General features: G+C 62.9%; 18 protein-coding genes. 11 read left to right on the plus strand and 7 right to left on the minus strand.

The window, feature by feature from the left end:
* Nucleotides 1-36: 36 nt before the first annotated feature.
* Nucleotides 37-1,050: an AAA family ATPase gene (locus J2858_RS08775; protein WP_210104415.1), complete on the minus strand. Its 1,014-nt coding sequence runs from the start codon at nt 1,048-1,050 to the stop codon at nt 37-39.
* A 169-nt stretch (nt 1,051-1,219) separates the two neighbouring features.
* Between J2858_RS08775 and J2858_RS08780 the strand changes: the two genes are divergently transcribed.
* From J2858_RS08780 to J2858_RS08790, 3 genes are read left to right on the plus strand one after another with little or no spacing between them, the layout of a single operon-like run.
* Nucleotides 1,220-1,855 (plus strand): DUF1285 domain-containing protein, encoded by a 636-nt coding sequence (locus J2858_RS08780; RefSeq protein ID WP_210104416.1) that lies wholly within the window; start codon nt 1,220-1,222, stop codon nt 1,853-1,855.
* Nucleotides 1,856-1,860: 5 nt separating this feature from the next.
* On the plus strand, nt 1,861-2,514 hold the full coding sequence (locus J2858_RS08785; RefSeq protein WP_432443326.1) for a CoA pyrophosphatase: 654 nt from the start codon (nt 1,861-1,863) through the stop codon (nt 2,512-2,514).
* The gene (locus J2858_RS08790; protein WP_210104417.1) at nt 2,511-3,803 is read left to right on the plus strand and encodes a CCA tRNA nucleotidyltransferase; all 1,293 of its coding nucleotides are present in this window, start codon (nt 2,511-2,513) and stop codon (nt 3,801-3,803) included. Before J2858_RS08785 ends, J2858_RS08790 begins: the two co-directional genes overlap by 4 nt.
* 145 nt (nt 3,804-3,948) lie before the next feature.
* Here the strand turns inward: J2858_RS08790 and J2858_RS08795 are convergent, their stop codons facing one another.
* The 3 genes from J2858_RS08795 to hemF form a co-directional block, all read right to left on the minus strand.
* A complete protein-coding gene (locus J2858_RS08795; protein ID WP_210104418.1) occupies nt 3,949-4,158 on the minus strand; it encodes a DUF1059 domain-containing protein in 210 nt (69 codons plus the stop codon).
* A gap of 140 nt (nt 4,159-4,298) precedes the next feature.
* The gene (locus tag J2858_RS08800; RefSeq protein ID WP_210104419.1) at nt 4,299-4,565 is read right to left on the minus strand and encodes a hypothetical protein; all 267 of its coding nucleotides are present in this window, start codon (nt 4,563-4,565) and stop codon (nt 4,299-4,301) included.
* Nucleotides 4,566-4,729: 164 nt separating this feature from the next.
* On the minus strand, nt 4,730-5,644 hold the full coding sequence (hemF, locus tag J2858_RS08805; protein ID WP_210104420.1) for an oxygen-dependent coproporphyrinogen oxidase: 915 nt from the start codon (nt 5,642-5,644) through the stop codon (nt 4,730-4,732).
* 235 nt (nt 5,645-5,879) lie between these two features.
* On the opposite strand from hemF, the gene J2858_RS08810 reads away from it, so the two are divergent.
* Nucleotides 5,880-6,134: a hypothetical protein gene (locus J2858_RS08810; protein WP_245365684.1), complete on the plus strand. Its 255-nt coding sequence runs from the start codon at nt 5,880-5,882 to the stop codon at nt 6,132-6,134.
* Nucleotides 6,135-6,267: 133 nt separating this feature from the next.
* A complete protein-coding gene (locus tag J2858_RS08815; protein ID WP_210104421.1) occupies nt 6,268-7,221 on the plus strand; it encodes a flagellin in 954 nt (317 codons plus the stop codon).
* A 241-nt stretch (nt 7,222-7,462) separates the two neighbouring features.
* Here J2858_RS08815 and J2858_RS08820 read toward each other — a convergent pair whose 3' ends face one another.
* Entirely contained in the window at nt 7,463-9,016 is a 1,554-nt protein-coding gene (locus J2858_RS08820; RefSeq protein ID WP_210104422.1) for a hypothetical protein, read from the minus strand.
* Nucleotides 9,017-9,125: 109 nt separating this feature from the next.
* Nucleotides 9,126-9,590: a tRNA (cytidine(34)-2'-O)-methyltransferase gene (locus J2858_RS08825; RefSeq protein ID WP_210104423.1), complete on the minus strand. Its 465-nt coding sequence runs from the start codon at nt 9,588-9,590 to the stop codon at nt 9,126-9,128.
* A 380-nt stretch (nt 9,591-9,970) separates the two neighbouring features.
* On the opposite strand from J2858_RS08825, the gene J2858_RS08830 reads away from it, so the two are divergent.
* From J2858_RS08830 to J2858_RS08840, 3 genes are all read left to right on the plus strand, one after another.
* Nucleotides 9,971-11,830: an ABC transporter ATP-binding protein gene (locus tag J2858_RS08830; RefSeq protein ID WP_210104424.1), complete on the plus strand. Its 1,860-nt coding sequence runs from the start codon at nt 9,971-9,973 to the stop codon at nt 11,828-11,830.
* A 148-nt stretch (nt 11,831-11,978) separates the two neighbouring features.
* Nucleotides 11,979-13,175 carry a hypothetical protein gene (locus J2858_RS08835; protein ID WP_210104425.1) on the plus strand — a complete coding sequence of 399 codons (1,197 nt, stop codon included), beginning with the start codon at nt 11,979-11,981 and terminating at the stop codon, nt 13,173-13,175.
* A gap of 73 nt (nt 13,176-13,248) precedes the next feature.
* On the plus strand, nt 13,249-15,111 hold the full coding sequence (locus J2858_RS08840; protein ID WP_210104426.1) for an ABC transporter ATP-binding protein: 1,863 nt from the start codon (nt 13,249-13,251) through the stop codon (nt 15,109-15,111).
* Between the two features lie 11 nt (nt 15,112-15,122).
* On the opposite strand, the gene J2858_RS08845 is transcribed toward J2858_RS08840, so the two are convergent.
* Entirely contained in the window at nt 15,123-16,091 is a 969-nt protein-coding gene (locus J2858_RS08845) for an endonuclease/exonuclease/phosphatase family protein (protein ID WP_210104427.1), read from the minus strand.
* Between the two features lie 306 nt (nt 16,092-16,397).
* On the opposite strand from J2858_RS08845, the gene petA reads away from it, so the two are divergent.
* From petA to J2858_RS08860, 3 genes are read left to right on the plus strand one after another with little or no spacing between them, the layout of a single operon-like run.
* Nucleotides 16,398-16,976, plus strand: coding sequence for a ubiquinol-cytochrome c reductase iron-sulfur subunit (gene petA / locus J2858_RS08850; RefSeq protein WP_210104428.1), 579 nt, complete (start codon nt 16,398-16,400; stop codon nt 16,974-16,976).
* A gap of 11 nt (nt 16,977-16,987) precedes the next feature.
* Entirely contained in the window at nt 16,988-18,301 is a 1,314-nt protein-coding gene (locus J2858_RS08855) for a cytochrome b (RefSeq protein ID WP_210104429.1), read from the plus strand.
* A 26-nt stretch (nt 18,302-18,327) separates the two neighbouring features.
* The gene (locus J2858_RS08860) at nt 18,328-19,188 is read left to right on the plus strand and encodes a cytochrome c1 (protein ID WP_210104430.1); all 861 of its coding nucleotides are present in this window, start codon (nt 18,328-18,330) and stop codon (nt 19,186-19,188) included.
* Nucleotides 19,189-19,249 lie beyond the last annotated feature (61 nt).

Here is a 19,249-nt window from a genome sequence, read left to right on the forward strand (position 1 = left end):
ACTGACGTGGCTCCGTTTATGTCTTGCGGCGGCCGGTCAGCCACGCGCCTGCTTGACAAGCCCGTCGATCACGTCGCGCACCGACATGCCTTCGGCGCGCGCGGAAAACGTCAGCGCCATGCGGTGCTGCAGCACTGGTTCGGCCAGCGCATGAACATCGTCGAGCGAGGGGGAAAGACGCCCCTCGTAAAGCGCACGGGCGCGGGCGCAGAGCATCAGCGCCTGGCCGGCGCGGGGACCTGGGCCCCAGGCGACATGACGGTCGGTCATCGTGTTGCCCTGGCCCGGACGGGCCGAGCGCACAAGCGACAGGATGGCATCCACGACCTTGTCGCTCACCGGCATCTGACGAATGAGCGACTGGATGTCCTTGAGGCGCTGAGCGTCGATGACGGCGCGGGCCTTTGCTTCCGAGGTGCCGGTCGTGTCGAGCAGGATCTGGCGCTCGGCGGCAAGCTCCGGATAGAGCACGTCCACCTGCAGCAGAAAGCGGTCGAGCTGGGCTTCCGGCAACGGATAGGTGCCTTCCTGCTCCAGCGGGTTCTGGGTCGCCAGCACGTGGAAGGGCGCCGGCAGGTCGTAGCGCTGTCCGGCCACCGTGATGTGATATTCCTGCATGGCCTGCAGAAGGGCCGACTGCGTGCGCGGGCTTGCGCGGTTGATCTCGTCGGCCATCAGCAATTGCGCAAAGACCGGGCCCTTGACGAAGCGGAAGGAGCGGCGGCCGTTCTCGTCCTGGTCCATCACTTCTGTGCCGAGAATATCGGACGGCATCAGGTCCGGCGTGAACTGGATGCGGTTGGCATCGAGCCCCAACACGGTGCCGAGCGTCGTCACGAGCTTGGTCTTGGCAAGGCCCGGAACGCCGACGAGAAGCGCATGGCCGCCCGACAGCACGGCAACAAGCGTGTTTTCCACCACCTGTTCCTGGCCGAAGATCACCTTCGACACTTCGGTGCGCACGGCGGCAATATCGGAAAGCGCCTGTTCGGCGGCAGCGACGATTGCCTTCTCATCGAGCGGAGTATCGGTGGAAGTCATCACGCCCATGTCGGTCTCCATCAGGCTCGGGTCCGGCGTCCTGCCGGCATGGTCGAATCGCGTCTTGTTCAGCGAGCAGTCCGTTCACTCCAACTTATTCGCGTGGCGGCGGCTGACAAGAACGTTATGAATGACTATCTCGTGACACGACCCATAAACCGGAACCATGACTGAAATTATGGCAGCTGAGACGATTCATACCGCAAGGGATGCGGACGGACTGGCGGCCCTGATTGCGCGTGCCGCCGAAGAGGCGGGACGCCGCAGCGATGGCAGCGCACGCGGTCTGCCGCCCGTCGAACGCTGGAATCCACCCTTTTGCGGCGATATCGACATGGAAATCCGCGCCGACGGCCGCTGGTTCTACATGGGAACGCCGATCGGCCGCCCGGCGCTGGTGCGGCTGTTTTCCACCGTTCTGCGCAAGGATGAGGATGGGCACACCTATCTCGTCACGCCTGTGGAAAAAGTTAGGATCAAGGTCGAGGATGCGCATTTCCTTGGCGTCGAGATGACGGCGGGCGAGCGCGACGGCGGGCCGGTGCTGACCTTGCGCACCAATGTCGGCGATGTGGTGGAGGTCGGCAGCGAGCATCGCTTGCGCTTCCTCATCGAAGGCGAACACCGCCAGCTGAAGCCCTATGTTCTGGTGCGCGGGCGGCTGGATGCACTCTTGTCCCGCGCGGTCATGTACGAACTCATCGAGCGCGGAGAGGTGATCGATGTGGAGGGCGTGCCGATGTTTGCCCTGCGGTCCGGCGGCGCGATTTTTCCCGTGATGCCCGCCGATGAACTGGACCAGCTGTCGCAATGAGCAACCTGTCGATGCATCCGGCCCTCGCCAATCCGGCCTTCTATTCGGCCGCGGAATTTCGGCGGCGTGCGCAAAGCCAGAGCGGCAGCCCGATCGAGACGGCCGCGCGCGAGCATGGCGACCACCTGCTGAACCCCGATATCATCACGCATCTGGAAGGCATCACGCTGAAGGATGCGGCCGTGCTGGTGCCTGTCGTCAACGATCCCGAAGGCGCGCGCGTGATCCTGACGAAGCGCACGGCAACGCTGCGCAAGCATTCCGGCCAGATCGCCTTTCCCGGCGGTGCCGTCGATCCGGATGATGCAAGCGTCGAGGCGGCAGCCCTTCGCGAGGCGGAAGAGGAGATCGGGCTGTCCCGTACCTTCGTCGAACCCGTCGGCCGCCTGCCGGATTATTTCGCCGCAACCGGCTTTCGCATCACGCCAGTGCTGTCGGTGGTGGAGCGCGGCTTCCAGCTGACACCAAACCCGACGGAAGTGGACCGCGTGTTCGAGGTGCCGCTTGCCTTCCTGATGGACCCGGCCAACCACAATCGCGGCAGCCGGGAATGGAACGGCACGCTTCGTCACTTTTATGAAATGCCCTATGGCGAGTGGAATATCTGGGGGATTACCGCCGGTATTCTGCGCACGCTCTATGAAAGGTTATACGCATGACGACCGCGTCCGGAGGTGGGCCCGAGGCCGCACATCTTGCCGATGCCGGCTGGCTTTCTGCCGCCCCCGTGCAGCGCGTGTTTTCCCTGCTGAACGCCGACGGCGGCGAGGGGCGCGTGGTGGGCGGCGCCGTGCGCAACGCGCTGATGGGCATGGCGATCAGCGATCTCGATTTCGCCACGACGCTTTTGCCGCAGGTGGTGATGGAGCGGGCGAAGGCGGCCGGCATCAAGGCGGTGCCAACCGGCATCGCCCATGGCACGGTCACGCTCGTCATCGACGGCCAGCCCTTCGAGGTGACGACGCTGCGCCGCGACATCGCAACCGATGGGCGCCACGCCGAGGTCGCCTTCGGCACCGACTGGCAGGCCGATGCGATGCGGCGCGATTTCACCATCAACGCCCTTTACGTAACGCAGCAAGGCCAGGTCATCGATCTGATCAACGGTCTGGCGGATATCGACAGTCGCACGCTGCGCTTCATCGGCGATGCGGCGACCCGCATTGCCGAGGATTACCTGCGGGTGCTGCGCTTCTTCCGCTTCTTTGCCATCTACGGCTCGGGCCGGCCGGATGCGGAAGGATTGCGCGCCGTCGCCAAGGCCAAGGACAGACTGGGCGGCCTTTCGGCGGAGCGGGTTTGGGCGGAGATGAAAAAGCTTCTGTCGGCTCCCGATCCGTCGCGGGCGCTTTTGTGGATGCGCACCACCGGTGTGCTGGGCGCCGTCCTGCCGGAAAGTGAGAAATGGGGCATTGATGCCATTCACGGACTGGTGGCGGCCGAGCAGTCGCTGGGCTGGGAACCGGATGCGCTTCTTCGCCTTGCCGCTATCATTCCGCCCGATGCGGTGCGGCTGAAGGCCCTGGCTGCGCGCTGGCGATTGTCGAACGCAGAGGCGCAGCGGCTGGTGAACTGGGGGCAGTCGCCGGTGCCTTCCGTCGAGCTTGCCGAGACGGCTCTCGACCGGCTGCTCTACCGCAACGGCAAGGACGGGCTTCTGATGCGGCTGAAACTGGCACTTGCCAGCGCCCGCCATGCCGCACAGTCCAATGACGCCGACATGGTGAAGGCCGCCCGCTGGTCTGCGCTTCTGAAGCGCGCGGAAAAATTCTCAAAGCCGAAGTTCCCGCTGAACGGGGCGGATGCCATGGCGCTTGGCGTGCCGGCCGGCCCCCGCATCGGAAAACTCCTTCAGGAACTCGAAACGCTCTGGGTCGACGGCAATTTTGCGATGGACCGGGCAGCACTTGCCGCCCGGCTCAAAGAGACGATCGACGCCGGTCTCTGACGAACAGGTCGTGCCGCTTGGGTACTGTTATGATCCATTTCTGGCGGGCGCTCCTTGCGTCCGCCACTCGACCATCGCCTGACACGCATGTGCATTGATCGGTCAGGCCCGCTTGCGGGCAGATCCGCCTCCAACACAAGGCCGTCTATCGAACAGCAGCCACAGCGGAAGCGTCGGTCGCTTGCTCACTCTGGATACGCGCCTTGATGTTGTCGATCATGGTTTCACGGATCACCGTTTCACCATGGGTGGTGCGAAGATGATCGACGGCCCGGCGCACGATTTCGGCATCTTCATCGGCGCGGGTATGCCAATCGCAACCCGGCACGAGCGTGCCGCATTCAAACAGTCTCATGGCTTCCTCCTTTGGTGTCGACGACGGCCGCACAAGGCGGCAGCCGTCGTCAGAACCAAACGGGAAAGAGCTGCAGGCGTTCCATCAGGCGGGTATGCGGACAGGCGCCCCAGATGCCACGAAACGGTCCGTGGCCTTGATCAGTCGGAAAAGGCCCAGGAATGGAAAACCGACGGATGGGCTTCTCCGGCCCGCGTCGTCTCGGGCACCGCTCTCTCCGGCTGGCTGTTGGCAGGCGTGCGGCCGGTCAGTTGCCGGCGCACCTGCGCCACGTAGAACGAAAGCGGCAGGTCCGTATCGCTGCGGGCCCGCAGATCGGCAGCCATGCGATTGATCATTTCGGGGGTATCGAGCGGACGGGCCTGGTCGGCTTCCCGCGGTACGGCGACGCTGTGCGATGTAGGCATGCGATCCTCCTCCGATGCAGTCCAGCAAAAGCTAGCATCCATAGCATGAAGTGGATCGCAAATTTGTCAATTCACGATTCCTTAATTAACCATCAAAAGCCCTGCGAATCAGGCATTTGCCGCACCCGCGAGCAATCGCCCGCGCCGCGTAGAGCCATTGTCCATCACGGCCAGCGCACCAGCGGCGGCATCGACGAGAGAATGGATTCGACATTGCCGCCGGTCTTCAATCCGAAGATGGTGCCGCGGTCATAGAGCAGGTTGAACTCCACATAACGGCCACGGCGCACGAGCTGCTCTTCGCGATCCTGATCGGTCCACGGGCGGTTGAAATTGCCGCGCACGAGGTCTGGATAGATGCCGGCAAAGGCGCGGCCGACCGCCTGCACGAAGGCGAAATTCGCAGACCAGCCGCCTTTGTCCGGCTGAGGGTAAAGCCAGTCGAAGAAGATGCCGCCGATGCCGCGCGCCTCGTTGCGGTGCTTCAGATAGAAATAGTCGTCGCACCATTCCTTGTAGCGCGGATAATCGGCGACAGTGTCATGCGCGCGGCAGGCCTCTTCCATGGCGGCGTGAAAGGCCACCGTATCGGGGTCTTCCTGTGTGCGGCGCCGGTCGAGCACCGGCGTGAGGTCCGCGCCGCCGCCGAACCACTGGCTGGTCGTCACCACCATGCGGGTGTTCATGTGTACGGCCGGTACATTCGGGTTGACCGGATGGGCGATCAGAGAAATACCCGAGGCCCAGAAGCGCGGGTCATCGGCGGCCCCCGGCATCTGCTTGCGGAATTCCTCGGAAAACTCGCCATGCACGGTGGAGGTGTGGACGCCGACCTTTTCGAAGACCCGCCCTTCCATCATCGACATGCGCCCGCCGCCGCCTTCGCCGTCCTCGCGAAGCCAGTCCTTCGGCCGGAACCGGCCGGGCGCCCGGTCGCTCAAGGGCCCTGACAGCTCATCTTCGAGGGCCTCGAAGCTTCGACAGATCGTGTCGCGCAGGCTTTCGAACCAGGCGCGGGCTTCAGCCTTCTTGCCCTCGATATCGTCCGGCAGGCCGAGCGGGATATGCGGTCTTTCCATGGCGATCTTTCCCTTCTTGCCGTGCCGACGTGGACTGGCGCCGACGCGTCGAATCGGGCCTAGAGCCCGCAGCGTCAATCGGGCCCGGACATAACCCGGCGCCCTGTGCGCAGGCAACCGCTGAACTGCGCCGGCATCAAGGCGTAACGCAGGGGCAAGCGGCGATAATCGACTCGCCATGCCTGCATTGCCGGGTTATCGTCAAAAATCGATCTGGAGCAAAGAGGTGAAGCGCATGGCCAAACCCCCGCCGCTTGACGGACTGAAGCGCAGGATCAACCGCCATCGGCAGGAGGTGAGCGGCCGACAGCACGAGGGCAACTTCGTGCGCCAGACCTACTGCCTGTCGCGCGAGGAGGCCCGCCGCAAAGCCCGCGAATGGTTCGACAGTTTCCCGAAGGCCGCCTACTGGACCGAAGTCGAAAGCTGGCGGCAGCTGGAAGGCGATTGCATCGAATTTACCATGCGCCGCCTGCCCACGGCTGACTGAGATGACAGGTATTCGCGCAAACGCTAAAATTATAACGTCCGGTTAAACCTAACCGCAAATCCTTGCCCGCTACATGTCTCCCATGCCTGAGCCAGACCGGTTAAGCGGTTGGCCCGACACAAGCGGAGAACCGATGTATTCGTCATCCCTCAATGCCACAGCCGCATCAGCGCTTTCCCTTCTCGGTGGCACAAGCCGGGCGGTGAACGACACGACCATCCGCGTCGCCTCCGGCCGCGATGTCAATAAGGCGTCCGACAACGCCGCCTACTGGTCGATTGCGACCACGATGAAGTCCAGCAGTCTGTCCTTGTCGAGTGCCGAGGATGCGCAGGCCTTTTCCGCAGCCATCGCCGATACGGCAGCCCTTGGCATGACCGCGGCAACCGACATCATGTCCGATATCCAGTCGAAGCTGATCCTTGCCAAAAGTCCGGGCGTCGACCGGAAGGCGGTCAATGCCGAAATCAGCCAGTTGAAACAGCAGTTGACGACCGTGATCGACAGCAGTTCCTTCAACGGCCAGAACTGGCTGAAGACGGGAGCCGGCGAGCGCCCTAAAGTGGAAAGCATGGTCGGCTCGGTCGCAAGCGACGGCAACGGCAATGTCTCGGTCAACGTCATTGATTTCGACAGGGGCGGCTCGACGCTTGTAGCGAAGGGCGATGCGGCTGATGGTCTGCTGACCCGCGCCTATTCCGGCACGAGTGCTTCCGGCGCATCCTACTACCTGCTCGATGCCGGTTCCACCGTGCCGAATGGCGCCGGTGCCCGTGAGATCGGCGTATCAGACGCCACGAGCAATGACGAGATCGACGGCATGATGTCTGCCGTCAACAGCATGATGGCGCGCATGATCGATGGCGGTGCTGCCATCGGCGCAACCAGCAGCCGCATCTCTTCCAACACGAATTTTCTGCAGAACCTGCAGGACATTACCCAGATCGGTATCGGCCGCATGGTGGATGCGGACATGGAGGAAGAGGCGGTAAAACTGTCTTCGCAGGGTGTCCAGCAGCAGTTGCAGACCATCGGGCTCAACATCACCAATGCCACGATGGCAAAGACAATGATGCTGTTTGCCTGATCGAGCCGGCGGCACCGCGCCGCCCGGGAGAGCTTCAGGCCGTTGCCCTCGACTGCTTCCCTTGTCTGTCGAGGCGATGCGCCAGGATGAAAGTGCCGACGGGGTCCGCCGTCGGCACTTTCATTTTGAAATTGGTTTCTTCAAAGGCAATGCCCCACGGCGCCGGACGAACGAAGGGACCATCGCTCTCGGTGCGCCCCTTTTAGCCTGCCGCCCTCAACGGCCGTTCCCTTCAAAGACGCTATCGGCCGCGCCGCGGCTTTGCCCTGGCGGCACTCGGGGTTTTGGGTTTCGTCGGCGCGGGGGCTGCCGGTTTAGGTGGAGCAGGCTCGGCGGCAGCGACTGGCGCGGCCTCGGCCTCGACTACAGTCTCTGCAAGAGGCTCCGGCGCGACATCCGGTTCCACAAGCGCTTCGGACGTCTCGTCCGCTGCCGCAGCAAGCGCTGCGACATCAGCCTCTTGAAGGGAGGGCTGGCTTGGCGCCTGCGGTTCCTCAAGGGCCTCCGGCAGATCGACGTCCGCCACCTCCGGCGCCATCTCCTCGATGGCGGCTACGGCCTCCAGGGGCGCTGCGTCGTCTGCCGGTTCGGCCGTTTCAATCTCGGTGGTCTCCACCGCGGCGGAAGGATCGGGTGCGTCCAGGAGATCGGTGAGGGCTGCAGGCAAAGGCTCCGCTTCCGGTGCTGCATCCACCTCGCTCGGAGGCGCGGCCAAGGCTTCCGGAATCGGTTCCGGCACCGGGATCGGCAGCGTTTCCGGAACAGGGGCAGGGGGCGGCACTTCGGCAATGACGGGGAGCGTCAGGATCGTGGCGTCCGTCAGGCGTGGGCTTGTCTCGTCCGTCGGCGCCAGCGCTGCCGAGCCGGCCAGCACCTTGCGCAGCGTTTCGGTGACCGGCACGTGGTTGGGCAGGTCCGTATTCGTATGGTGGCCGGCCTGCGGCACCAGTTCATCCACCGGAATGGCGTGGCGCGAATTGATTTCCCCGAACCAGTCCCACTCGCCCATGACGTCGATGACATCGCGGAACGGGCGCGGCATTGCGATGCGGGCACTGATCGTGATGATGCGGGCGCGGGCGGCGAGCGCCTGGGCGAGCGCGAGATCCGCATGGGCCAGCCGGTACAGCGCTTCGGAGATGACCAGATTGCCCTTGGAGTGGCCAAGGATCAGCTTGAAGGACAGGCGCGGATGGGCAAGCAGCGCACCCACCGTCTGGGTATCGAGGCTCGCTTCCGCCAGCTTTTCGATGGAGAGTTTCGGTGCCACGCCGAATTGCGGCCTGCCGAAAAAGTCGTCCAGCCGCTCGAACTGGTGGCGAAAGCCATTGAGATAGCCGAAGAGGAAATAGCCGCCGAGCGCTTCGGTCATCACGTCGGCAAGACCGTAGCCGGAAACAACCACCGCCACCGGCTTGTCGATGGCATCGGCGATGTTGCGGGCAAAGGCGGCAGAGCCGAGCGCAGACGAGCCCACCCCGGCAACCGCCAGGGTGTCGATCGTCTCGCCACCTCCCAGCAGATAGTCGTCGATCGTGTCGCAGAGTTTCAGCGATCCTGCGCCCGTTGGCGGCACGATCAGAATGGCGCCCTCGGCAGCAAGACAACTGCTGATATAGAAGGCTTCTTCCGCCGTGACCGATTTGACGTCGTAAAACAGCGAGTCGAGCGTCGTGTTGCGCCGGCGCAGGCTTTCCAGCGACAGGTTGCGCAGCGGCGAATGCTGGATGCGTTCCGGAAGGCTGAGGGTGCGGGCGAACTGGGTGATGGAATGGGTGAATGCGGTCGGGAACATGGGTGTCTCTCCGAAGCTGGGAGGAGGCTGGCAAGTGTTCTTGAATATGCATTCTCAAGCATAAGCTTCGCACAGTTCCCGTGATCCGCCAATACCACTTCGGGCTGTATCAGCCCTGCCAGTCAATTTGCCGCATTGCCTCGCCGGTGATCATCGCAGCCGAGATCGCCACATTGATCGAGCGCTGGCCTTCGATCATCGGAATGATCAGCCGTGCATCGCAGCTCTCATGCACGGCATCCGGCACGCCGGCACTTTCGCGGCCAAACAGCAGCACGTCATTGCCGGCAAAGCGGAAATCGGTGTAGCGGGTGGCGGCCTTGGTCGAGGCAAGCACCAGGCGCCGGTTTTCCGACAGCCGCCAGGCGTTGAAGGCCGCCCAGTTGACATGGCGCGTCATCGTCACGCTGGCGAGGTAATCCATACCGGCGCGGCGCAGGTTCTTGTCCGTGAGCACAAAGCCCGCCGGCTCGATGATATCGACGCCAAGCCCCAGGCAGGCCGCAAGCCGAAGAATGGTGCCGGTATTGCCGGGAATGTCGGGCTGGTAGAGGGCAATGCGAAGCGCGGTCATGGAGCAGCCTGTGGTGGAGATTTAGAACGCCAAGGGCTATTTCATCCACAGGCCCGTCATGCAACCGTCACGCTGCCGGCTTGTCGCCTGTCTGTGCAGATTCCGGCTTTTCAAATTTTCCCTTTGCTGGTAAACGCAGTTCGTCTTCAACGCCAGCCAAAGGAGGCCTTCATGGATATGACCGTGTTTTTGCGCTTCCGACCGCAGATTGTTCTGCTGCTGGCCTAAGCTCTCGCGGTTCCCGCAAAGCCTGACCTCTCCAAGATCGTTTTCGAGGCCGATCCAGGCCTTGCCATTTGAATTTCGCCGCGTGCCGGTGAGTGCCCCTGCGCCCAGATCATGCGCAGTCGCCGCGGCAGTCCGAGTGACGGAGCCTATTGATGTTTGCCTGGTTTGAAAATCGCGTAAACCCCTATCCGGCCAGTGAGCCGGCCCTGCCGCCGAAGGGCCTTCTGGCCTTCTGCTGGCATTATACGAAGCCGGTCTGGCCCTGGCTGCTGCTGCTTGGCACCTGCTCGATGGTGATTGCGGTGGCGGAAGTGCTGCTCTACCAGTTCCTCGGCAATATCGTCGACTGGCTGAGCAATGCGGATCGCACCACCTTCCTCGCGCAGGAGGGCGGACGGCTGGCCGCCATGGCGGGGCTGCTGCTTGTCGGCCTGCCGCTTGCCGGCATGATGCATACCGTCACCATGCATCAGGTTCTGGCGGGCAATTTTCCGATGATTGCGCGCTGGCAGATGCACCGCTTCCTGCTGCGCCATTCGATGACCTTCTTTGCCAACGAGTTCGCCGGCCGCGTGTCCACCAAGGTCATGCAGACCTCGCTTGCCGTGCGCGACGCGGCGATCAAGATCATCGACGTCTTCGTTTATGCGGCAAGCTTCTTCGTCTCGATGCTGGCGCTGGTCGCCTCGGTCGACTGGCGTCTTGGTGTGCCGCTGGTGCTTTGGATCATCGTCTATGGCCTTATCCTGCGCAATTTCATCCCGAAGCTGCGCACGCTGTCGAGCGAGCAGGCCGATGCCCGCTCGATGATGACCGGTCGTATCGTTGACAGCTATACCAATATCGCCACCGTCAAGCTGTTCTCGCATGCAGGCCGCGAAGAGATCTATGCCAAGCAGGGCATGGATGCCTTCCTCGTCTCCGTTCACAAGCAGATGCGCCAGATTTCGCTTCTCAACATCTGCGTCGATATCAACAATGCCGTCGTGCAGTTCTTCGTCGCATCTCTCGGCATCTGGTTCTGGCTGGATGGCAGCGTCAGCGTCGGGGCAATTGCGGTTGCCATCGGCCTTGCCATGCGCATCAACGGCATGTCGCAATGGATCATGTGGGAAGTGGCGGCGCTGTTTGAAAACATCGGCACGGTCTATGACGGGCTGTCGATGATGACGAAGCCGCACGAGATCATCGACCGGCCTTCGGCAAAGCCGCTTTCGGCCCAGAAGGGCGCCATCGTCTATGACGGCGTGCGCTTCCACTATGGCAAGCAGAGGGGCGTCATCGACAATTTCTCGCTCTCTATCCAGGCGGGCGAGAAGGTGGGTCTCGTCGGGCGCTCCGGTGCCGGCAAGACGACGCTGATGAACCTTCTCCTGCGCTTCTACGAGGTGGAGAAGGGCCGCATCCTGATCGACGGGCAGGATATCTCGCATGTGGCGCAGGACAGTCTGCGTGCGCTGGTCGGCGTCGTCACGCAGGACACCTCGCTGCTGCACCGTTCGATCCGCGACAACATCGCCTATGGACGCCCGGATGCCACCGATGCCGAAATCATCGAGGCGGCCAAGCGCGCCAATGCCTGGGATTTCATCCAGGGCCTGGCCGACCAGCAGGGGCGCCTGGGGCTCGATGCGCATGTCGGCGAACGCGGCGTCAAATTGTCCGGCGGCCAGCGCCAGCGCATCGCGATCGCCCGCGTCTTCCTGAAGGATGCGCCGATCCTGGTGCTGGACGAGGCGACTTCGGCGCTCGATTCGGAAGTGGAGGCGGCGATCCAGGAAAGCCTGTTCAAGCTGATCGAGGACAAGACGGTGATCGCCATTGCCCACCGCCTGTCGACATTGACGCAGATGGACCGGCTGATCGTGCTCGATGCCGGCCGGATCGTCGAAATGGGCACGCATCAGGAACTGGTCGAAAAGGGCGGCATCTATGCCGACCTGTGGAACCGCCAGTCCGGTGGCTTCCTGAGCGATGATGCCGAAGACAAGACGGAGGCGGCCGCGGAATAACGGCTTGCCGCATGCGATCACCATGCCGGGCCTGCATTGCGGCCCGGCATGCCCCCCTGTCTTTTGTCGATGCGTTTACCATTCCCCTTAAAGGCTTGGATTAGCTTTTATTTTAGGATGATCTCCTATTGATCTGGGAGAATGCGCGATGTCTATCATCACAAGCATGCAGCCTGATCCGAACGCCAATGGCCGCCAGGCCGTTGCTCTTCTCCTGCGTCTCGGCTTGGACCTCAGCCCTGTCAACTTCGAGCTGATGACGCTGCTCATCGAAGGGGAGAGGCCGGAGATCAAGCGTCGCTTCGCCCTGCTTCCCCGCCCCATCGATCCGCAGGAATGGGCCGCCATGGCCCGCGATATCCTTCCGCAGCACTTTCAAACCGGCCCGCGCCTGACCGCCGCCCTGTCGCTTCTGGATGCGGCCACGGAATTGCGCGGCATCCTGTCGGCCGTCGACGAGACGGTGAGCAGCAACCTGCAGAAGATCGAAAAGGCGGCCACATTGCTTCAGTCCGCACCCGCCCTGTCGCCGGCGCAGATCGCTCATGTGCTGAAGGCGGTGACCGATGCCTGTGCGGCGGAACTGGAGGCCACCCGGCAGGTCATGCAGGCGCTGGACGATTGGGCCGGACCTTCGGTCGCAAGACCGGCTCCGGCGACATCGGTCTTGGCTGCTTCTGGCCCATCCCCCGCCGTTGAGGCGAATTTTCCCGATGCCAGCGCCGGAGCCGGCGCCGTTGTCGGGCTTGTGGCCGCAGGCGCTGGCCTCCCCGATGCCGCCCGTCCGGTTGCTGCTGCACCCCTGGTCCACGGGCTGGCCGGTCGCGCCGCCCTGATGGGGCGGATGAAGGCGATGACGACCGACGGCCAGCAACTCGATGGGTCGAGCCTGGTGCTGTGCCGCCTCAAGGGCCTTGAAGCCTATCAGCGCCCGGCCATGATCGGTGCGCGTGATTTTCTGCTCGATACGCTCGGCCAGCAGGCCGGCCGGCTGATGAGCAAGGAGGAAATGGCGTCCTGGCTGCAGATGGACGAACTGGGCATGCTGGTGAGCTTCACCGACGACCTGTCGCTGACGGATCTCGGGCGCCGGATCGGCCGCATTCTGGAAACGACGGTGCGTCTGGCCCGCAAGCGCGTTCCCGACCTGCCGAATGTCCAGTGCCGGCTGGGTGCCGCCTCGGCGTTCGGCGCGGTCACGCCGGCGCAGCTTTACGACAGCGCACGCCTTGCGCTGCAGCGGGCGGAATTCCGCGGCGACGACACATTGGTGACCACGACGGTGTCCGGCCGCCTGCCGAAAGACCGGCATTATGAGGCGCTCTACGGCCGCCGGACGAATTAGCCGGCGCCACATTGCCAAACTTTAAGCCGCCGCGCGTCTTGCTGCGGACGCGAAAGCGCCTATACCCAAGGGTATGATTGACGCCCTGTTCCGCTTTTTCGAGACCCGTATCCGGCCGTTTGCCCCGCGGCCCGATCTGCAGCCACCCAGAGCGACCTTCGCCTTCATCTGGTTCTACGTGCGCCAGGCAAAGGCGCCGTTCCTGATCATGCTGGTGCTGGGTGGGCTGACGGCCGCCATCGAGGCGGCGCTGTTCTGGTTCGTCGGCCGGCTTGTCGATATTCTCGCAAGCGTCGACCGGGCGGCGGGCTGGCCGGGACTTCTGGCGTCCCATGGCTATGAACTGGCCGGCATGCTGGTGCTGATCGGCGCCGTGCGTTTCCTGGTGACGATGCTGACGGCGCTGGTGGACCAGCAGGTGATCACACCCGGCTTCTACAACATGGTGCGCTGGCAGTCCTACCAGCACGTGGCGCGCCAGTCGCTGTCCTTCTTCCAGAACGATTTTGCCGGGCGCATCGTCACGAAGGTCTGGTCCGGCGGGCAGTCGACGGGGGACCTCGTCACCTCGCTCATGGAAAGCGTCTGGTTCGTCGGCATATATGCGGTCTCGATGCTGGCGCTGATCGGCGGGCTCGACTGGCGGCTCGCCGTCATCGTGCTGGTCTGGGTCGGCATCTTCTCGTTTCTTGCCCGGTATTTCGTGCCGCGCATCCGCTTTCACTCGCGCGAGACGGCGGAAGCCGGTTCCATGCTCTCCGGGCGCATGGTCGATGCCTACAGCAACATCCAGACGCTACGGCTGTTCGGCCGCGACGAGGTGAACGACCGCTACATGCGCGAGGGCTTCGATATTTTCCAGGCCTCGACCATGATGTTCACCCGCTTCATCACCGGCGTGCGGGCCTCGATGGCGCTGCTATCGGGCGTAATGATCACCAGCATGGCGGCGCTGTGCATCCATCTGTGGCTCGACGGGCGCATCAGTTCGGGCGCGGTCGCCTTCACGCTGGCGCTGGTGCTGAGGCTGAATTTCCTGCTCGGGCGCCTGATGACGCAGTTCAACGGCATCATGCGCAATTTCGGCACGGTGCAGAATGCCGCCGAGTTGATCTCGCAGCCGGTGTCGCTCACCGACGTGCCGGATGCGCCGGCGCTTGTCGTGCGCCAGCCGAACATCCGCTTCGAGGATGTGAGCTTCCACTACGGCCGCGCCTCCGGCGTGATCGATCGTTTGAACCTCAGCATCCGGGCCGGTGAAAAGGTCGGGATCGTCGGGCGTTCGGGGGCCGGCAAATCCACGCTCGTCAACCTGCTCCTGCGCTTCTACGACGTGGAGTCCGGGCGCATCCTGATCGATGGGCAGGATATCGCCAGGGTGCGCCAGGAGACGCTGCGCCAGCAGATCGGCATGGTGACGCAGGACACATCGCTGCTGCATCGCTCGATCCGCGACAACATCCTGTTTGGCCGTCCCGATGCCAGCGACGCGCAACTGCTTGCCGCCGCCCGTCAGGCGGAGGCCGACAGTTTCATCCTGGCGCTGGAGGACCAGCGCGGCCGCAAGGGGTTCGATGCCCATGTCGGCGAGCGCGGCGTCAAGCTCTCCGGCGGCCAGCGCCAGCGCATCGCCATTGCCCGCGTCATGCTGAAGGATGCGCCGATCCTGGTGCTGGACGAAGCGACATCGGCGCTCGATTCGGAGGTGGAAGCGGCCATCCAGATGCATCTCGACGCCCTGATGAAGGGAAAGACGGTGCTCGCCATTGCCCATCGCCTCTCCACCATCGCAGCGCTGGACCGTCTGATCGTCATGGACAAGGGGCGCATCGTGGAAGAGGGCACGCATTCAAAGCTTGTTGCTTCCGGCGGGCTTTACGCCGAACTCTGGTCGCGCCAGTCCGGCGGCTTTCTCGATCTCGGGTCAGACGTCTGAACCCTGACGGGTCACGGCAGGGGCAGCCCCAGATCCGCCACCAGCCCGTAATGGTTGGAGCCGTGGTTGTCGGCAATGCGCTGGATATGGCGAAAGGCAAGCGGCTCACGGATATAGATATGGTCGATCGGCACTCCGAGCGAGCCGGCCATGATCGGCCAGGTGGCGGGCTGGTTTTTGGCCGCCTTCAGCCCCGTCTGGCGCAGGAATTCAAGCATGTCGGGGGAAATGCTGGAGGCATTGAAATCGCCCGACAGGACGAGCGGGCCATTGAGGCGGCCAAGCATGCGCGCCGCACCCTGCAATTCTTCATCGTGATAGGCATCGAAATAGGGTTTCGTCAGGTGGATCGCCGCCACATTGACCTCTCCCGCCGGCAGCTGGACACGGGCGGTGATGAAGCGGTGATAGGCAAACTGGCTCAGGCTCTGGATCGTACCGTTCTTCAGCGGATAACGCGACAGCATCATCAGGTCGCAGCTTTTCGTCTGCTCTCCGCATCCGATTCGGTAGGGATAAGCGGCAAACAGCCGGGGAAGTGCGGGCACCACGCCGCGCGCTTCCATGATGTTTACGACGTCGGCCCGCGATCCGAGGATCTCGTCGGCGATGGCGTTCGCATTTTCCGTATTGGTGCCGAGCACATTGAAGGAGATCAGCCGGAACGTCTGGCCGGGGGTATCGACCGTGGCGACCGCATAGCGCTGCGACAGCAGGTAGCCGTGGATGCTCAGGCCGATTGCCGCCACCAGGACGATCACACCGAAAATGTTGAAGCGGATGACAAGTGCAACTGACGCCGCAAAAACTGCAATGAGGGCGAGATGCAAGTGAAGGTTTTGATAAATCGCAACAAGAAAGAAATCGACGACGAATCGGCTGGAAATCAGCAGCAAAACCAGCGCGCTGATCAAGGAAATACTGAAGGACAGGTGATGGCGCATGGCGTTCCATTGCGTCGCGGCAGGGTGAACTGCCATAACATGCGCCTTTGTGCGCCGCAACAAACACTGAACCACCAGGGCGCAGGTTTTTAGACGGCCCCTGCCGGGTGGCGCGGCCGGCGCTCGACGGACAGCTGTGGCACGCTGGCGGCGCAGGCGTTCTTGTCGCATGTCAGGCCCGCGACAATGTGCCCATATCCTGTTGCCGAGACTGGACTTATCTTACGATCACGCATAGAAATCCCTTGGGGAGCATAGAGTCCAATTGTGTCCGAATTGGATTGAGACGGGGCGAGGGGCCATGCAATTTTACGACATTTCTGCGCAGAGGATGGTTTGACCGTGAGCGAGCACGACACGAATAGCGGCAGCGTGGGCGAGCCCACTCGCCGTGATTTCCTTTATCTGACGACCGGCATGGCGGGTGCCGTGGGCGCCGTGGCCGTGGCCTGGCCTTTCATCGACCAGATGCGCCCGGACGCATCCACCTTGGCCATGGCCTCCATCGAAGTGGACGTATCGAGCGTCGAACCGGGCATGTCGCTTACCGTCAAGTGGCGCGGCAAGCCGGTCTTCATCCGCAACCGCACGGAGCAGGAAATTGCCGAAGGCAAGGCTGTGGCGCTCGGAGACTTGAAGGATCCGGTTGCCCGCAACGCCAATATCGCCCCGGACGCGCAGGCGACCGATGTCGACCGCTCGGCGGGCGCCGGCAAGGAAAACTGGATCGTCATGATCGGTTCCTGCACCCATCTCGGCTGCGTGCCGCTTGGCCAGTCCGGGGATTTCGGCGGGTGGTTCTGTCCCTGCCATGGCTCGCACTACGATACGGCGGGCCGCATTCGAAAGGGCCCGGCGCCTCAGAACCTGGCCATTCCGACGTTTACATTTGCGACCGATACCGTGATCCGGATCGGGTGAGGGGACACAGCATGAGTGGGCATTCCAGTTACCAGCCTTCCACAGGCATCGAAAAGTGGATCGATTCGCGGCTACCCCTGCCGCGCTTGGTGTATGACAGCTTCATCGCCTTTCCGGTGCCGCGCAATCTCAACTACGCCTACACGTTCGGCGCCATGCTCGCCGTCATGCTGGTCGTGCAGATCCTGACCGGCGTCGTGCTGGCGATGCACTATGCGGCGGAAACGACGGTCGCGTTCAACTCCGTTGAAAAGATCATGCGCGACGTCAACCATGGTTGGCTCCTGCGCTACATGCATGCCAACGGCGCCTCCTTCTTCTTCATCGCCGTTTACCTGCATATCGCCCGTGGTCTCTATTACGGCTCCTACAAGGCGCCGCGCGAAATCCTCTGGATCCTCGGCGTCGTCATCTACCTCCTGATGATGGCAACCGGCTTCATGGGCTATGTGCTGCCCTGGGGCCAGATGTCCTTCTGGGGCGCGACCGTCATCACCGGCTTCTTCTCGGCATTCCCGCTGGTCGGAGAGTGGATCCAGCAGTTCCTGCTCGGCGGCTTTGCCGTTGATCAGCCGACGCTCAACCGCTTCTTTTCGCTGCATTATCTCCTGCCCTTCATGATCGCCGGCGTGGTGATCCTGCACATCTGGGCGCTGCATGTGACGGGCCAGACCAACCCGACCGGCGTCGAGATCAAGACCAAGACCGATACGGTGCCCTTCACGCCCTATGCGACGCTGAAGGATGCATTCGGCGTCTCGATCTTCCTGATGGCCTATGCCTGGTTCGTCTTCTACATGCCGAACTATCTGGGTCACCCGGATAACTACATCATGGCGAACGCCCTGAAGACCCCCGCCCATATCGTGCCGGAATGGTATTACCTGCCGTTCTACGCCATGCTGCGCGCCATCACGTTCAATGTCGGCCCGATCGATTCCAAGCTGGGTGGCGTTCTCGTCATGTTCGGCGCCATCATCGTGCTGTTCTTCCTGCCCTGGCTCGATACGTCCAAGGTTCGCTCGGCCGTTTATCGTCCCTGGTACAAGCTGTTCTTCTGGCTCTTCGTCGTAAACGCCATCCTGCTCGGCTGGCTGGGTGCGATGCCGGCGGAAGGCACCGGCCTCTTCGGCCTACTGTTCCACGGCGATTTGGTCGGCAACTATGTCGGTTACTCGCAGCTCGGTACCGCCTACTACTTCGGCTTCTTCCTCGTCATCATGCCGCTTCTCGGGCTTTTCGAGACGCCGCGGCGCATCCCCAACTCGATTACGGAGGCAGTTCTTCAGAAGAACGGCACCGTGAACGCCGACATGCGCGCCTGACGCCTGTGACCGAGAGGACGAAAACGATGAAAATGCTTGTCAAAGGCTTCCTGTCCCTGGCTCTCGTCGCCGGTCTTGCCTCCGGGGCGGCAGCCGCGGAGGAGGCCGCCCATGCGGAAGGCGGCACGCCGCACTATCCGATCCACCATCCGCAGCCGGTGGACTGGAGCTTTGCCGGCCCCTTCGGCCATTACGACAAGGGCCAGCTGCAGCGCGGCCTGAAGATCTATACGGAAGTCTGTTCCGCCTGCCATTCGATGAAGCTCGTCTCCTTCCGCACGCTGGAAGGCCTCGGTTATTCGGACGCCCAGGTGAAGGCTTTTGCCGCCACGCATGAAGTGCAGGATGGCCCCAACGATGCGGGCGAGATGTTCACCCGCAAGGCCGTGCCGTCGGATCATTTCCCATCGCCCTTCCCGAACGATCAGGCGGCGGCTGCCGCCAATGGCGGCGCTGCCCCGCCGGACATGTCGCTGCTCGCCAAGGCCCGTGGCGTGACCCGCGGCTTTCCGCAGTTCATCTTCGATATCTTCACCCAGTACCAGGAAGGCGGGCCGGACTATATCCACGCCCTGCTGACCGGATACCAGGAGCCGCCGGCCGGCGTCGAAGTTGCCCCGGGCACGCATTACAATCCGTATTTCATCGCGGCACCCGCCCTTGCCATGGCGCCGCCGCTGTCGGATGGTCAGGTGACCTATGACGACGGCACGCCGCAGACGCTTGACCAGTATTCCAAGGACGTGGCCGCCTTCCTGATGTGGGCTGCCGAGCCGCATCTGGAAGAGCGCAAGCGCACCGGCTTCATGGTGATGGTGTTCCTCGCCATCTTCAGCATCCTCATCTATCTGACGAAGAAGTCGGTTTACGCCCGCAAGGAGCATTGAGGCGCTGCCGTCGTGTTGACGGAGCCTCCACCCTGTTTCGGGAAAACCATTTCGGTTTTCC

The sequence above is a fragment of the Neorhizobium galegae genome (assembly GCF_017877135.1).
Lineage (GTDB): Bacteria > Pseudomonadota > Alphaproteobacteria > Rhizobiales > Rhizobiaceae > Neorhizobium > Neorhizobium galegae_A.

What these genes read in the sequence shown, in the direction of transcription:
- J2858_RS08775 (WP_210104415.1), bottom strand. Translation starts at nt 1,050, where the DNA reads ATGGGCGTGATGACTTCCACCGATACTCCGCTCGATGAGAAGGCAATC.
- J2858_RS08780 (WP_210104416.1), top strand. Translation starts at nt 1,220, where the DNA reads ATGGCAGCTGAGACGATTCATACCGCAAGGGATGCGGACGGACTGGCG.
- J2858_RS08790 (WP_210104417.1), top strand. Translation starts at nt 2,511, where the DNA reads ATGACGACCGCGTCCGGAGGTGGGCCCGAGGCCGCACATCTTGCCGAT.
- J2858_RS08795 (WP_210104418.1), bottom strand. Translation starts at nt 4,158, where the DNA reads ATGAGACTGTTTGAATGCGGCACGCTCGTGCCGGGTTGCGATTGGCAT.
- J2858_RS08800 (WP_210104419.1), bottom strand. Translation starts at nt 4,565, where the DNA reads ATGCCTACATCGCACAGCGTCGCCGTACCGCGGGAAGCCGACCAGGCC.
- hemF (WP_210104420.1), bottom strand. Translation starts at nt 5,644, where the DNA reads ATGGAAAGACCGCATATCCCGCTCGGCCTGCCGGACGATATCGAGGGC.
- J2858_RS08810 (WP_245365684.1), top strand. Translation starts at nt 5,880, where the DNA reads ATGGCCAAACCCCCGCCGCTTGACGGACTGAAGCGCAGGATCAACCGC.
- J2858_RS08815 (WP_210104421.1), top strand. Translation starts at nt 6,268, where the DNA reads ATGTATTCGTCATCCCTCAATGCCACAGCCGCATCAGCGCTTTCCCTT.
- J2858_RS08820 (WP_210104422.1), bottom strand. Translation starts at nt 9,016, where the DNA reads ATGTTCCCGACCGCATTCACCCATTCCATCACCCAGTTCGCCCGCACC.
- J2858_RS08825 (WP_210104423.1), bottom strand. Translation starts at nt 9,590, where the DNA reads ATGACCGCGCTTCGCATTGCCCTCTACCAGCCCGACATTCCCGGCAAT.
- J2858_RS08830 (WP_210104424.1), top strand. Translation starts at nt 9,971, where the DNA reads ATGTTTGCCTGGTTTGAAAATCGCGTAAACCCCTATCCGGCCAGTGAG.
- J2858_RS08835 (WP_210104425.1), top strand. Translation starts at nt 11,979, where the DNA reads ATGTCTATCATCACAAGCATGCAGCCTGATCCGAACGCCAATGGCCGC.
- J2858_RS08840 (WP_210104426.1), top strand. Translation starts at nt 13,249, where the DNA reads ATGATTGACGCCCTGTTCCGCTTTTTCGAGACCCGTATCCGGCCGTTT.
- J2858_RS08845 (WP_210104427.1), bottom strand. Translation starts at nt 16,091, where the DNA reads ATGGCAGTTCACCCTGCCGCGACGCAATGGAACGCCATGCGCCATCAC.
- J2858_RS08855 (WP_210104429.1), top strand. Translation starts at nt 16,988, where the DNA reads ATGAGTGGGCATTCCAGTTACCAGCCTTCCACAGGCATCGAAAAGTGG.
- J2858_RS08860 (WP_210104430.1), top strand. Translation starts at nt 18,328, where the DNA reads ATGAAAATGCTTGTCAAAGGCTTCCTGTCCCTGGCTCTCGTCGCCGGT.